Origin of the sequence: Thioalkalivibrio sp. ALM2T, from assembly GCF_000381505.1 — a bacterium.
Taxonomy (GTDB): domain Bacteria; phylum Pseudomonadota; class Gammaproteobacteria; order Ectothiorhodospirales; family Ectothiorhodospiraceae; genus Thioalkalivibrio; species Thioalkalivibrio versutus.
The window spans coordinates 38,804-52,321 of record NZ_KB906569.1 but is presented as its reverse complement, the minus strand read 5'-3'; the positions used below and the strand labels follow the sequence as shown (position 1 = coordinate 52,321).

Sequence of the window (13,518 nt, the reverse complement as noted above, 5' to 3'; positions counted from 1 at the left end):
AGGCGGGAAGATTCGTGATGGTGGTGCCGGGGCGTGCCGGGCGTTCGTGGCGGCCCCCAGCGCGGCGCGTGCAGGTGAACCGCGAAGCCGGCGTCTCGTGCGTGGGCGTGGGCGTGGGCGTGGTCGAGGCCGCGATGCGTTTCGCTGCGCTCAACGCATCCTACCCGCTACCCGCTACCCGCTACCCGCTTGAGCCGTAGGATACGGATGAGCGGAGCGAATCGCATCGACCGAACTCTCCGTGTCCTCTGTGGTGTAGCAGCCCTTGCCCTCGCTTCGTGTCTTCGTGCGTTTCGTGGTTCATGCCAGGCGGGCGGCGGGGTGCGATTCGAGCCAGAGGTCGAGCATCATCAGGATCCAGACGAAATCGCCGTAATAGGCCGCGTGGCCCTCGCGGTGCAGGCGGATCAGTTCGTCGATGAAGTCGTCGCGGAGGAAATTGCGGCCCTTCAGTCGCAGCAGGCTGTCGTATGCCAGCTCCCGCAGCGGCGCGTGCTCCTGCATCCAGACGCCGAACGGCAGGCCGAAGCCGTGTTTTTTCTTGTCGATGATGGCGTCGGGCAGGAAACCGGTAAACGCCTCCTTGTAGAAGTGGCGCAGCCGGCCGTTGCGCAGCTTCAGGTCCGATGGTACGCGGCAGGAGAACTCGACCAGATCGTCGTCCAGCATCGGGAAGGCGACATCGACGCCGGCCAGCTGGCACATCCCGGTCACCTTGCGCAGGTCGTTGTCGGCCAGGGTTTGCTGCCAGTCCAGGTACATCATGCGGTTGAGGGACGACGCCGATTGGGGCTGCGCGTAGATCCCGCGCATCAGCTCCCAGGGGGCCTCGCGGTCCACCTCCGCGAGAAACTCGGGTTCGAACATCGTTTCCGGTGCCAGGCGGTGCAGGTAGTTGTAGGTCTGCAGTCGATCCGGCAGCGGGATACGCGCCTGTTCCACGTAGCTGCGGGCCTTGCCGGCCAGCGGCAGGCCGCGCGGCAGGCGGGTGAACAGCGGATCCAGCAGGTGGTGGCGCAGCGGCGCGGGGATCCGGCCCCAGTGTTCGAATACGCCCTGCTTGGCGTAGCGCGCATTCCCGGCGAACAGCTCATCGCCGCCATCCCCGGCCAGTAGCCGGGTGATGCCGGCGTCGGCCGCCATGCGGGCGCAGAAATAGGCCGGCAGGGCCGACGAATTACCGAAGGGCTCGTCGTAGCTGCCGGCGATCCGGGGCACGGCCTCGACGACGTCCTCCGGCGTCACGTAGTACTCGTGCGCCTGGGTCCCGAAGTGCCGCGAGGCGATGCGCGCGTACTCCATCTCGTCGTATCCGGGCGCATCAAAGCCGATGCTGAAGCTGTCGGCCCCGGGGTGCATGCCGGCGAGCATCCCGGCCACCGTCGAGCTGTCCAGGCCGCCGCTCAGAAAGGCGCCGGGGCGGGGGGTGTCCGCACGTCGTTCCACCGCTGCTTGCGCGTGTTCGTGCAGGGCCTGTTCCAGGGCCTCGGGCGTGGCCGCGCTGTCTTCCTCGAAGCGCGGGCGCCAGTAGCGGGACACCTCGGCCCGGTCGCCGTTGTGGGTCAGGCGGTGGGCGCCCGGCAGTTTTTCCAGCCCGGAGAACAGGCTGACCGGGGCCGGAAGCATGTGGAAGAAACAGTAGTGGTAGAGCCCCTCGCGGGTCACCTCGGTGGCAACCGCCGGGTGTGCGGCCACGCATCCGGCACTGGTGCCGAAGGCCACGCCGCCATCCAGGTGCGCAAAGTGAAGCGGTGTCTGGCCGAGGCGGTCGATGCCGGCCACCAGGCGACCGTGCCCGGAATCCACGATGGCCAGTGCATAGTCGCCGCCAACCTGCTCGAAGAGGCCGGTGCCGTGCTGCCGCCAGGCCTCCAGCAGGGCTTGCGCCGGGTCGTGCTCTCGCGCCCGTCGGGCCAGGACAGGGTCCCGCCATTGCGGGTGGCCGGTGATGGCGGCAATGACGTCGGCATCCTGCGCGATCCAGCCGCCCCGGACCCGGCAGCCGCCCAGGCGGTTCGTGCATTGGGCGTCAGGCGCCCCGGAGAGCCCCGGGAGCGCCTCTCCCTGGGCCTCAAGGGCGCCGGCCGGTGATGCGGCATTCACCGCGAACCATCCACAAAGTCCCGCCATCCGTCCGCCTGTTGCCTGGTCGGGCCAGGGAAACGTTGATTGATGTATGCGTTCGCGCTCGAGTCGTTGTTGCTTGCTGACAAGGCGCGGGATGCGCGGGGCGAGGCCGCGCGCACTGCTCGCGAGCACGAATCCATGCCGTGCTGGAGCTCATTCTACGTGCGGGTCCGGGTGTGCGAGGTGGTCCGAGGCCCAGGGGCTTAACGTGCCGATCACGCAGGGGGCGCGGTGTGCCGGTGCCGATCTGGACAGCCCGTGCAGATGCGGTAACCTGCCGGACAATCCCGCATCCCGGCCGGGCAGGGATACCCGACCTCCAGGAACCCGTCATATGTCGACCCTCGATCACACCAAGAACCTGCTGGACAGTGCCCTGAGTCTGAACGGACAGGCACAGCACTTCGACCGCAACACCACGCTGTTGGGTGGCGTACCGGAGCTGGATTCGATGGCGGTCGTTTCGCTGATCACCTCGATCGAGAGCCATTTCGATATCGTGATCGATGATGACGATGTCAGCGCCGAGACCTTCGAGACGCTCGGCACCCTGGTCGATTTCATCGACTCCAAGCTCGACGGCTAGGCGCGCGGCATGGAAGCCGGGTTCCTGGAGGGCAAGGCCGGGCCGGTATTCCATGTGCTCCATCTGCCGGATGGTCCCTCCATCCGGGGCGCTGTGCTGTTTGTCCCGCCCCTGGCCGAGGAGCTCAACAAGTCCCGTCGCATGGTGAGCCTGCAAGCGCGCCGCCTGGCGCAGGCGGGCTACGCCGTGTTGATCCCGGACCTCTACGGGTGCGGCGATAGCGGCGGTGACTTTGGCGACGCGGACTGGGATCTCTGGCTGGACGACCTCGCACGCTGCAGCGAACACCTCGAGACGCGTTGCCCGGCGCCGTTCATGGTCTGGGGGGTGCGGGCGGGTTGCCTGCTCGCGGGTGACTTCCTGGCCACACGTGCGCAACCGGTGACGGCCGCGATCTTCTGGGCCCCGGTCACGAATGGCGAACAGCACCTGACCCAGTTCCTGCGCCTGCGCATGGCCGCCGGGCTGATGAGTGGGCAGAAGGAAGGTACCGCCCAGCTGCGGGCACAGCTGGATGCGGGAGAGCCGCTGGAAGTCGCCGGGTATACCCTGGCGCCCAAGCTGGCCGCGCGCCTGGCGGCGGCCCGTCTGCAGCGGCCGCACGCGGAGGCGATCGAATGGTTCGAGGTGGCCGCGCAGGACACCGCACCGCTGCCGCCGGCGAGCGAACGTCTGATCGAGCGCTGGCGAGAGGAGGGCGCCGCGGTCACCGCGACGGTCGTTGCTGGCGATGCCTTCTGGTCCACCCAGGACATCATCGAGGTGCCGCAATTGCTGGAGGCGACCATGCAACGCCTGGAGGCTTTCCCATGAGCGAGCGCGCCGTCGTCTTCCAGGTGGGGGAGGACGAACTCCTGGGGATCCTGCATCCCGGCGCGGAGGGCGCCCGGCATGGCGTGCTGATCGCCGTGGGCGGGCCGCAGTACCGGGTAGGCAGTCACCGCCAGTTCTTGCTCCTGGCCCGACACCTCGCGGCGCAGGGGATACCCGTTTTCCGCTTCGACTTCCGCGGCATGGGCGATTCTTCCGGTGCCCAGCGGACGTTCCACGACGTGCACGACGACCTGCATGCGGCCGTCGATACCTTTGCAGGCGAGGTGCCGGGGATGCACGAGGTGACCCTATGGGGTCTGTGTGGTGCGGCCTCTGCGGCGTTGTTCTATGCCTGGCGCGACCCCCGCGTGACAGGCCTGGTGCTGGTGAACCCCTGGGCCCGCACCGAGGAAGGGCTGGCTCGGGCCTACCTGAAGACCTACTACCTCCAGCGCCTGTTCTCGCGCGATTTCTGGTCCGGGGCCCTCAAGGGGCGTTGCAACCCCTGGGTGTCCCTGCGCTCCCTGGGGCGCATGGTCGGCACTGCGGTTGGTTCCGGTTCCGGGGGGGCTTCTGGCGAGCGCGAAAACTCAAGCCCGGATCGCATCGACAAAGGCCCCCTGCCGGACCGGATGGCCGAGGGATGGCGGCGCTTCCAGGGGCCCGTCCTGGTGATTCTGAGCGGCGATGACCTGACCGCCGCCGAGTTTCGCGATGTGGCGACGAACGCGCCGGAATGGAGTGGATTGCTGCAGGAGCCGCGCGTGACCCTGCGCGAACTGCCCGGTGCAAACCACACCTTTTCTCGCCGCGTGTGGCGCGACCAGGTGGCGCTGTGGACGCATGACTGGCTACAGACATTGCCGGAACGAGGGCGGGAGTGATGTCGTCCGTGGAGCAAGCCCGGACGAGCAGCAGGGCCCCGGCCGCGCCGGAGGGTCGTGACCGCAAGCCCCTGGTGTCGGTGATCATGCCGGCCTACAACACGGCCGCATATATTGCCGAGTCCGTCGACAGTGTTCTGGATCAGGACTACCCGAGCATCGAGCTGATCGTGGTAGACGACGGCTCGACCGACGGGACGCTCGACATCCTGCGTGGATATGGTGACCGCCTGACACTGTTGACCCAGCAGAACCAGGGGGCGGCCGTGGCCCGCAATGCCGGCGTCGCGAGGGCGGGCGGTGACTACATCGCCTTTATCGATTCCGACGATGTCTGGCTGCCGGGAAAGGTCGTGGCTCAGGTGGACTACATGGACCAGCATCCCGGGATCGGGATGACCTTTACCGCCTGGGCCACGTGGAAGCCCGATCCGTCCGGCACGTTCCTGAAGCCCGATACGGCCAAGGGCGCGTACCCGATGAACCCTGACGGCGAATCGCTTGTGGATCGTGGGTCGGGGTGGCTTTACAACCGTCTACTCTTCGGCTCGCTGCCTCACACCATCACGGTCATGATGCGACGCGACCTAGTGGAACGTGTCGGACAGTTCGACCCTGATCTCAAAAGGGGGCAGGACTACGATTACTGGTTGCGGGCGTCGCGCTTGACCGAGATCCACCAACTGAACCTGGTGACGGCTCTCTACCGGCTTCATGGCGAGGGCTGTATCACCAAGTACCCCGACACGAACTATGAATTCGAGGTCGTCCGCAAGGCGCTCGGTCGCTGGGGTCGGGTTGGCCCGGGCGGAGAGCAGACGTCACGCGGCGCGATTCGCAGGCGCCTTGCCGAGACCTGCTTCAGTTTCGGCTATCACCATTACTGGGAGGGGGACCCGAGGCTGGCGGCACGGTCGTTTCTGCAGTCGACGCTTCGGGATCCCTGGTCCGTGTCCACCTGGGCCTACCTGGTCCTGAGTGCCGGTAAGAGTCTGGCAGGGAGACGCAAGGCGCGGTGAGGCATTGGGCCGGACCCGGCATCGTCCGGGCTGATTAAGGGCTATCGGCAAGAACAAGCCGGAGACAGGAGGAGGTGCCATGACTGAAGATCCATCTTCCGCGCAGGCCGAACTGGTCGAGGCCGAGGCCTACGAGAGCATGATGCAGCTGGCCGAAAGCGCGGGCATCCCGGGCTTTCGAGTGGTCCGCAGCGGGACGCATGTTGCCCTGATCGCCCCTGGCCTGAAGAAGATGCTGGTCTTTAACCGGGTGCTGGGACTGGGCGTTTCAGGCCCGGCGACCGAGGGCCATATTGATGAACTAGCCGCCCTGTACGCCGAGCATGACCTTCCCTGGGCAATCGAGCTCAGCCCTTATGCCCGCCCGGAGTCCGTTCTCCAATGGCTACGCGATCGCAGGATTCGCCGGGGGGCGGCATCTGCGGTCCTGATGCGGGCCAGCAGCGACGTCCCCGAGGGGAAGAGCGATCTCGAGATCCGCCCCTGGCGGCCAGAAGACGAAGATGCCGGCGCCGCGCTGGCGGTCGATGCGTTCTCCGTGCCGCAGGAGGCAAGGGCCCTACTGACGGAACTGCCGCGTTCACCCAAATGGCGTCAGTGGCTGGCGCTCGACGATGGAACGGTGGTGGCAACCGGCCTGTTGTATCTCGGGGATGGGGTGGCCTGGGCCGGGTGGGAAGCAACCCGCCCGGACTACCGTGGACGAGGCCTGCATGGGGCGCTTATCTCCGCTTGCCTCAGGGACGCGTCGCTGCATGGGTGTACGTCGGTGATCACGGATACCGCCGTGGGGACACCGGACAGGCCGGACCCGTCCTATCAAAACCACCTCCGCAAGGGGTTCGAGGTATTGCATCTCCGGCATACGTACCTGGCTGTGCCTGGAGTGGTCGCTCCGGCGTAGCCTGGAAACAGACGTTGCCCTGGGCTTGGCGCAGCCTCGTATTTACGGGGTTGCCGTCTCTTCCAGGGTCGAGATCAGTGCCTTTCGGTCGGCCTTGCCATTGGCGTTGAGCGGCAGGTTCTCCAGCGAGTGGATGGCTCGGGGCACCATCACCGTGGGCAGTCGCTGGCGGAGCCGGTCGCGTATGGTCGATTCGTCCATATCTTCCGCGACCACGAACGCCACGATCCCCGAGGCGCCGCTTTCCGTTCGTGGCCATCCGACGGCCACTGCCTGGTCCGTGCCGGCGGCCTCGCGCAGTGCGGCCTCGACCTCGCCGAGCTCGATCCGCACCCCGCCAATCTTGATCTGGTGATCCAGGCGCCCGAGAAAGATGATCGGTTCGCCCGCGGCCGGGCGACGCACCAGGTCCCCGGTGCGGTAGTGCACGCGCCCATCGTCCAGGTGCACAAAGGCCTTTGCCGTGCGTTCGGGGTCCTTCCAGTAGCCGGGCGTCACCTGCGGGCCGCTGATCAGCAGTTCGCCCTCGGCCCCGACCGGCACCTCCCGCAGGGCCTCGTCCGCCACGCGCAGTCCGACCTGGTTGCCCGGATAGCCGATCGGCACCATGCCGTGCTCGCATTCCGCCGGCGAGCGTTCTCCGTCCCAGCGGTAGTAGCAGGTATCCACGGTGCATTCGGTGGGCCCGTAGGCATTGTCGACAATGGCATTGGGGGCGGCGGCCGCCATCGCCTCGGCCAGCTCCGCTGACAGGGCCTCCCCGCCAAAGCGGCACAGGCGCAGATCCGGGAACCGTCCCGGCGCCCAGCCGTTGCGGCGATTCATCCCGTGCCCGGCCGAGGGGGTGATGTCGATCACCGTGAGCGCCTTGTCCGCGATGTAGCGGTTGGGGTTGAACCACTCCTTGGCGGAGGGGCAGCACAGGCATGCGCCAAAGGCCCACGACACGTACAGATCGAACATCGAGGAATCGAAGGTGATGTCGTAGAACTGCGAAAAGCGGTCCGTCTCGCTAATGCCGAACTCCCGGTAGCGCTCCTGCGACATCTCCACGAAACGGGCGGCGTTGCGCTGGAGCACCCCCACACCCTTGGGGACGCCCGTGCTGCCGGAGGTGAAGAACAGGCAGGCCAGAGCATCCGGGGATACGGCCGCTGGCGCCCAATCCGCGGGCCGATGGGAATCGCCGGCCACCCGGAAGTCGTGTCGGGGCCAGCGCGTTTGCAGGTCCTTCAGTCGCTGCGTATCGGGTAGCAGGATCAGGAGCGGGCGGGAGAATGCCCGCAGCAGTTCATCGAGCCGCTCAAGACCCTGGGTATCCACCAGCAACGCTGACAGATCGGCCTGTTCGGCCATGGCCACCGTACGTTCCGTGGGAAACCCCGGGTTCAGCGGAACTAGAGCTTGGCCGGCCATCAGGGTGCCCAGAATCCCGCGGTACATCGTGAGCGAGCGCTGGGCAAGCACACCGACCCGGCCGGGCCCGGTCGGGCTCTGCTGCAGCGTGTGCGCAATGTCCGCCCCGGCCGCGAACAGCTCCTCGTAGCTCAGGACGCGACCCTCGACATCCAGGGCGGGGCGTTCCGGGAAGCGTTCGACGGAGCGCAGGAAGCCGGTCAGTAAACCCTTCGTTATCCTGGCGTTTGGCATGGATGCAGTCCTCGCTCTCCTTGGGAACCCTTTACTGCTGCGGCTCTCGGGGGTTTTTGGGTCGGCCCGGACCGGCGATCCATCTGGCCAGTCGTGCCCAGGCACGTCCACGGTGCCTTCAGCGCAGCATCCGCGAACGCCCCATCTCGTACAATCCAGACGAGAAGCCGGCCGCCAGGCCTGGCTAACGGCCGCCTGATGGCGGTTGTCTACGGGCCCGCGACAAGGCCCCTCGTGCGAAGGATCCCGGTTCGGCGAAACCATGCTGCAAATTCTGCACAAGCTGAATGCCCTGCTCGACCCCCGCGATCGCGGCAAGGTCGTCTTGCTGCTGATCCTGATGATTGCCACGGCGTTCATGCAGACCGCCGGCATCGCCTCGGTCATGCCGTTTCTGGCGGTACTCTCCGATCCGGACATGGTCCACGACAACGAGATGCTGCGCGTCACCTACGAATGGCTTGGCTTCGAGTCGACCGGTCGCTTCCTGTACTTCCTGGGTCTTGCGGCCTTTGTTCTGTTCATGACCGGTACTGCGCTCCAGGCATTCAACCAGTGGGCCATTACGCGGTTCACCCACATGCAGCAGTACGAGCTCTCCCGGCGCCTGATGGGGGACTACCTCAGCCGTCCGTTCACGTTCTTCCTTAATCGAAACTCCGGTGATTTGGCGAAAACGGTACTGCAGGAAACCACCCAGGCGATCAATGGCGCGCTGATGCCCGCGTTGAAGCTCGCGAGCCAGCTGTTACTCGCGGCCTTCATCATTGCACTTCTGGTTGTGGTGCAGCCCTGGCTGGCCTTGATCGCAGCGGCTGGCCTCGGTGGCATCTATGCGGTCATTTATGTGGCGTCGCGGACGTGGCTGAACCGCATCGGCCTGGACCGCGTGGAGGCCAATCGCGAGCGTTTCACGGCCGCCGCCGAGGCCTTTGCCGGTGCCAAGGAGATCCGTCTGTTGGGGCGGGAGCGTGATTACCTGGAGCGGTACCGGAAGCCATCCAAGCGGTTTGCGAGTCACCAGGCGAATGCGGTCCTGCTGCAGAGCCTCCCGCAATACGCGATCGAGGCGATTGCATTCGGCGGGGTTCTCGTCCTGGTGCTCTATCTGATGGCGGGCGACGGTGGGCTGGCTCAGGCCTTGCCCCTGATCGGCCTGTACGCGCTGGCCGGACGCCAGTTGATCCCGGCGTTTCAGAAGATCTTTCAGCAGGTCGCTTCGCTGCGTTTCAATGCGGCCGCGGTCGACAGCGTTCTTCGGGACCTTGGCCAATTCTCTGACAGTACGCCTCCGCTTTCGCGCAACGATCGACTCGCTCCGCTGGCTCCGACTCGGTCCATCAAGGTGCAAGATCTCACCTATCGGTATCCCGAACACGAGCATCCTGCTCTGAAAGACATCTCTCTGGAGATTCGCGCCAGAACCACGGTCGGATTCGTGGGCTCGTCCGGTGCCGGAAAGAGCACCCTGGTCGACGTGTTGCTGGGTCTTTTGGAACCCGAGCAGGGCACTATCCTGATCGATGGCGAACCCCTGACACGAGCCAACATCCGTCGCTGGCAGGCAGCCCTGGGCTACGTCCCGCAGCACATCTTTCTCGCTGACCAGAGTGTGGCCGCGAATATCGCCCTTGGCGTGCCCGAAGAACAGATCGACCAGGCGGCCGTCGAGAAAGCGGCTCGCCTCGCCAACCTGCACGATTTTGTAACCCAGGAATTGCCTCACGGGTACGCCACCGTCATCGGCGAACGCGGTACACGACTCTCCGGCGGGCAACGTCAAAGGATCGGCATTGCCAGGGCCCTGTACCGTGATCCCGATGTGCTTTTCTTCGACGAAGCGACGAGCGCCCTGGATAACGCCACGGAACGTGCCGTGATGGACGCGATCCAGAACCTCTCAGGCAACAAGACCATCCTCTTGGTCGCCCATCGCCTGACCACGGTGCGTAACTGCGACACGATTTACCTGTTGGACAAGGGGGCGGTCTCGGCTGAAGGCGCATGGGACTGTCTGAATTCGCAAAGCAAGGAATTCCAGAAACTGGCGTCGGGGTTGGCTTGATGGTTACCAAAGGTTTGTAGGTTGGCACATGGCGCTCCGAACGATGCTCAACCTCTGCTTTGAAGTCTCGGCCTTTTCCGTTGGTGGATTGCCATTTTCCGGGATTGGGAAATCGCCGCGTGATGGGCAGCCGGGATCGCTTCGCTGGGGCCTCCTCTTTGCCGGTGGCCTGATTTTTCAGGGGGAACCAGCCATTGTCTAGCACGCCGGTAGAAGACCCCAAAGGAGTCGAGGAAGAAGCGCTCCGTCCGTTCTATGTCGGCAAGGGGAGCTGGCACTGGATCTCCGCCGAGCAGGCAGAGCAGGCGCAGGCTCTCGCCTCCGGAAAATGGGCGGATGCCCTGACCGGAATTGACCTCCCCTGGCTCTGCTGGAATGTCCAGAGTGACTGGTGTTTGGTCCAGCAGAGGATGGTGGCATCTGCTGGCTGGACTCCGATCGTCGGATTCGACCCCCGGATCGGGCCGCCACCACTAATCGAGGGTGCCCGCCTAGTCGATTTCAACGAGGGCCTCGATCTGCCTGCCATGTCGATGATGTTCCCAATCGAGTTCGCCTGGCTCTTTGCGCCTCGCCTCGCTTTCTGGCACTCCGATCTGTTGGTCCGCGAGCCTCTGTTTCGGCGTCTGTCCGATCGCTTCAAGGCCCTCCGGGATGGCCAGACGGCAGCGGTAGACATGCGGCTTGGATGGCTGCGCAGACTCAGGGGGCACTACGGCCGTTACTGGGAGCTAATCGGTTGTACAACCAGGCATGCCAGTCTGGATCAGTTCAACGCGGGTTGTGGCTGGTGGCGGCATCCAATGGCCCACCCCAACGCACCAACGGGTCCGCAAGCGACCAGCCGCAAAAAATACATGAAGGACCATGGCGTGGGCATCCTTATGTGGGACGAACAGGCGGGCGGCGATGTCGTCGCAATCAACGCACGGCCCCTGCATGAAGGGCACTGCACTCGGATCGGAAACCCACATTATCGGAAAACTTCGCCGACGGACGCTCGACGCGACCTGAGCAAGGATCTTCCTTCCAACTACGATTTGCGGGAGGTCTGCGCGCAGCTCGGGCTTTCGCACTTTCTTGGCCCCCCGGGCAGCAGTGACTGAACCCATGTCCGCCGCAACTGGTCGTCGTTACCCTCTGCATTTCCTGGCTCCTGCAGCCGTTCGCGAGTTCATCGATTCGTTGGCCGGTGTGCCCCTTGATGACTGTCCCGGTCTTTTCCACACCAGCAGCTGGGCCTGGATTGGTCAGACTGCGTTAGAACTCCGCAATTCTGGGCTGGACGTCAGCACGGGCGAGGACTTTCACCCCGGTGCGATCAACTTCGGCCTCGCGGCGGATATCCGGCGGCGCCCTGTCACCCCCGGGATTTTCAAGGTCAGCCTTGATGCCGATCAACTTCGCCCTCGATGGGCGAACCTTTCGATTGTCCAGAATCAGCGGCAAACATCCCGTCGTGCATTCTGGGTTCCCCACTGGCCGCAACCGGGCCTGGTCCGGCGTGACGTTGCTAGAACCGAATTTCGTACTGTCGGTTTCTTCGGGCTTGAACGTAACCTTTGTCGCGACCCACAGTGGTGGGAGAGTGTTTGTGCAGCGTACGGAATGGAATTCCGTCTAAAGACGGCTGCCGAGTGGAACGACTATCACGATATCGATGTGGCTGTGGGCGTACGTGATTTTTCCTGCAAGAAACACGACGAGAAACCGCCAACGAAGATGTTCAATGCGTGGCTAGCCGGGGCCGTCTTCATTGGCGGGTGTGACTCGGCCTATTCTCAAGTGGGAAAAGATGGACGGGATTATCTGAGGTGCGTTACTGAAAAGGATTTGTTGGGACACCTTGGCCGCCTGCAGAGCGACCCCGAATGGGGAGCTGGCGTCATCCGTGCTGCGGCCGCGTCGGTCTCAAGTACAGGGTCCCGTGCGAGCACGGTCGACCGGTGGCTCAGCCTGATCGAACGTGAGGTGGTACCGCTATTTGAAGCCTGGCGGGGGACGAGCACACTCTCCAGGCGAATGTCCACCGATTCGGGCCGATTGCAGGATTGGGCTATCCGGGCCCGGAACTCTTACTGGCGACTTCTAAGGGGGCGTGTTCGCTCCCGATAGCGATGTTGCACGTTGACTTGTGCAGTGGCTTGGGGGGCAGTCCCGGACGCAGGATTTCCGTACACGTGCGCTCTAGCCCGCGCGCGCTTTATTCCAAGGCTATGTTTGGAGATCGGCTTTATGACGCCTTGCTACCCTCGTTTCCCTCGGGCGGCCCGCATCGTGTTTCGGACAACCTTTCGTAGTTGCCGAATCTTGTATTGCACCTCTGGAATCCTGGCGCTGGCTATGATCTGCGCCCTTAGAGGTCCTCGAAAACGGTATAGTTTCATCGCCTCTTGTAATTCCTTGTCGTATGTCCTTCGCCCTCGAATGGTTCCCGCAATGTATCGAATTCGCTCCTTTTCATAAACTTTGAGATCGAAGGATTCGCTGAATTTATGCAAGTTTCCTGTGATTTCTAGGCACAAAAGCGTTCTCAGGCATTTTTCACAGCGCGAGCAGTTTTCTCCCTTTTCATTGGTTACGCATACGTCCAAGCCCTTTTGTGCGGTCGAATTCGCTTCGAGGGTGACCATTTTCTGAACCCGGTTAAGCTCTCCCCCCAACGGGTAGGATCTCGATGGCTTCAGTCCCAAGAAGAGGCAAAAAGACCGGGTCTGCGTGCGCGATAAAGCACGTTTTCCCCACAAATGTAGACGAATACGGATAGGCTGAAGAGTACAAAAATCGACCCGTTTTCTTTTGAAGGAGAAGTGCTGTAGCGCTATTTCGAACGGAGTGCGTCTGCACAAAATCAATGTCTTTGCATGTTTGGAAGAAGTCGTCCATGTTCGAGTCAATCGGCACAAGCTCGAGCCCCTCTTTGGATGCTTTTTTATTAAGCCGATCGTATCGTTCGATAAAGTCTTTAGTATTGGAGAGCCCCTGCGATCCTACGTTGTTGTATGTTAAGAAAGAGATTCCGAAACCCTGAGGCGCATCGTCGGGTCGGTATTGCGTTAAAGTACAGAAGGAGTCGACCCCGGCAGAAAAGCCTGTCGCTACAAGCCCGTCTCCATGGTGAGGAGGGCGTGGTTCGGGGTCGGCTATTACTTTTACATGTGAGAGGTGTGGCGCAATAGCGAGGAGGATCGTCTGAACTGGACCGTTAAGGTTCCGGAGGAGTTTCTCGGACACGGTTGTGGTGATGTGTATGTCTTCACCTAAAGCCATGGCGGGGATAAGGAGGGCTAGCGCGGGCGCGTCGGATTCTTCGGATATCTGGTCGGAATACCGGCTGAACGTACGGAAGTAAAGGCTGTCCGGCAATCGTGGGTGGTGAACTGCTGTTTCGAAAATGGCCCAGCCATCTTCTTCGCGTTGCTCCGTTCGTTCGACGTAGATGGTCATGGCAGTCGTCCCCATGGGTGGTA

11 protein-coding genes are annotated in these 13,518 nt (G+C 63.6%); 8 read left to right on the top strand and 3 right to left on the bottom strand.

Going from position 1 to position 13,518, the window contains the following annotated elements; all coding sequences use genetic code 11:
• Positions 1-300: 300 nt before the first annotated feature.
• The gene (locus F816_RS0112380; protein WP_038085898.1) at positions 301-2,130 is read right to left on the bottom strand and encodes an asparagine synthase; all 1,830 of its coding nucleotides are present in this window, start codon (positions 2,128-2,130) and stop codon (positions 301-303) included.
• A 331-nt stretch (positions 2,131-2,461) separates the two neighbouring features.
• Here F816_RS0112380 and F816_RS0112370 point away from each other — a divergent pair, with 331 nt between their 5' ends.
• The 5 genes from F816_RS0112370 to F816_RS0112350 all read left to right on the top strand — a co-directional run bounded on the left by F816_RS0112370 (position 2,462) and on the right by F816_RS0112350 (position 6,333).
• Positions 2,462-2,713 (top strand): phosphopantetheine-binding protein, encoded by a 252-nt coding sequence (locus F816_RS0112370; protein WP_019594989.1) that lies wholly within the window; start codon positions 2,462-2,464, stop codon positions 2,711-2,713.
• A gap of 9 nt (positions 2,714-2,722) precedes the next feature.
• On the top strand, positions 2,723-3,526 hold the full coding sequence (locus tag F816_RS0112365) for a hydrolase 2, exosortase A system-associated (protein ID WP_019594988.1): 804 nt from the start codon (positions 2,723-2,725) through the stop codon (positions 3,524-3,526).
• Positions 3,523-4,410, top strand: a complete 888-nt coding sequence (locus F816_RS0112360) for a hydrolase 1, exosortase A system-associated (RefSeq protein ID WP_019594987.1) — start codon at positions 3,523-3,525, stop codon at positions 4,408-4,410. The genes F816_RS0112365 and F816_RS0112360 overlap by 4 nt, the downstream gene beginning before the upstream one ends.
• Positions 4,410-5,429: a glycosyltransferase gene (locus tag F816_RS0112355; RefSeq protein WP_019594986.1), complete on the top strand. Its 1,020-nt coding sequence runs from the start codon at positions 4,410-4,412 to the stop codon at positions 5,427-5,429. The genes F816_RS0112360 and F816_RS0112355 overlap by 1 nt, the downstream gene beginning before the upstream one ends.
• Before the next feature lie 79 nt (positions 5,430-5,508).
• A complete protein-coding gene (locus tag F816_RS0112350; RefSeq protein WP_019594985.1) occupies positions 5,509-6,333 on the top strand; it encodes a GNAT family N-acetyltransferase in 825 nt (274 codons plus the stop codon).
• A 42-nt stretch (positions 6,334-6,375) separates the two neighbouring features.
• On the opposite strand, the gene F816_RS0112345 is transcribed toward F816_RS0112350, so the two are convergent.
• Positions 6,376-7,983 carry an amino acid adenylation domain-containing protein gene (locus F816_RS0112345; protein ID WP_019594984.1) on the bottom strand — a complete coding sequence of 536 codons (1,608 nt, stop codon included), beginning with the start codon at positions 7,981-7,983 and terminating at the stop codon, positions 6,376-6,378.
• A gap of 262 nt (positions 7,984-8,245) precedes the next feature.
• On the opposite strand from F816_RS0112345, the gene F816_RS0112340 reads away from it, so the two are divergent.
• The 3 genes from F816_RS0112340 (at position 8,246) to F816_RS15090 (ending at position 12,163) form a co-directional block, all read left to right on the top strand.
• Positions 8,246-10,048, top strand: a complete 1,803-nt coding sequence (locus F816_RS0112340) for an ABC transporter ATP-binding protein (protein WP_019594983.1) — start codon at positions 8,246-8,248, stop codon at positions 10,046-10,048.
• Positions 10,049-10,242: 194 nt separating this feature from the next.
• Positions 10,243-11,154 (top strand): hypothetical protein, encoded by a 912-nt coding sequence (locus tag F816_RS0112335; protein WP_019594982.1) that lies wholly within the window; start codon positions 10,243-10,245, stop codon positions 11,152-11,154.
• 4 nt (positions 11,155-11,158) lie between these two features.
• Positions 11,159-12,163 (top strand): hypothetical protein, encoded by a 1,005-nt coding sequence (locus F816_RS15090; protein ID WP_231363405.1) that lies wholly within the window; start codon positions 11,159-11,161, stop codon positions 12,161-12,163.
• Positions 12,164-12,694: 531 nt separating this feature from the next.
• Here the strand turns inward: F816_RS15090 and F816_RS14720 are convergent.
• Complete coding sequence (locus F816_RS14720) at positions 12,695-13,495, bottom strand: hypothetical protein (protein ID WP_231363404.1); 801 nt, start codon at positions 13,493-13,495, stop codon at positions 12,695-12,697.
• Positions 13,496-13,518: the final 23 nt, after the last annotated feature.

Bases quoted from the DNA above. Each gene is read 5' to 3' on its own strand.
- F816_RS0112380 (WP_038085898.1), bottom strand. From the start codon at position 2,130: ATGGCGGGACTTTGTGGATGGTTCGCGGTGAATGCCGCATCACCGGCC.
- F816_RS0112370 (WP_019594989.1), top strand. From the start codon at position 2,462: ATGTCGACCCTCGATCACACCAAGAACCTGCTGGACAGTGCCCTGAGT.
- F816_RS0112365 (WP_019594988.1), top strand. From the start codon at position 2,723: ATGGAAGCCGGGTTCCTGGAGGGCAAGGCCGGGCCGGTATTCCATGTG.
- F816_RS0112360 (WP_019594987.1), top strand. From the start codon at position 3,523: ATGAGCGAGCGCGCCGTCGTCTTCCAGGTGGGGGAGGACGAACTCCTG.
- F816_RS0112355 (WP_019594986.1), top strand. From the start codon at position 4,410: ATGTCGTCCGTGGAGCAAGCCCGGACGAGCAGCAGGGCCCCGGCCGCG.
- F816_RS0112350 (WP_019594985.1), top strand. From the start codon at position 5,509: ATGACTGAAGATCCATCTTCCGCGCAGGCCGAACTGGTCGAGGCCGAG.
- F816_RS0112345 (WP_019594984.1), bottom strand. From the start codon at position 7,983: ATGCCAAACGCCAGGATAACGAAGGGTTTACTGACCGGCTTCCTGCGC.
- F816_RS0112340 (WP_019594983.1), top strand. From the start codon at position 8,246: ATGCTGCAAATTCTGCACAAGCTGAATGCCCTGCTCGACCCCCGCGAT.
- F816_RS15090 (WP_231363405.1), top strand. From the start codon at position 11,159: ATGTCCGCCGCAACTGGTCGTCGTTACCCTCTGCATTTCCTGGCTCCT.
- F816_RS14720 (WP_231363404.1), bottom strand. From the start codon at position 13,495: ATGACCATCTACGTCGAACGAACGGAGCAACGCGAAGAAGATGGCTGG.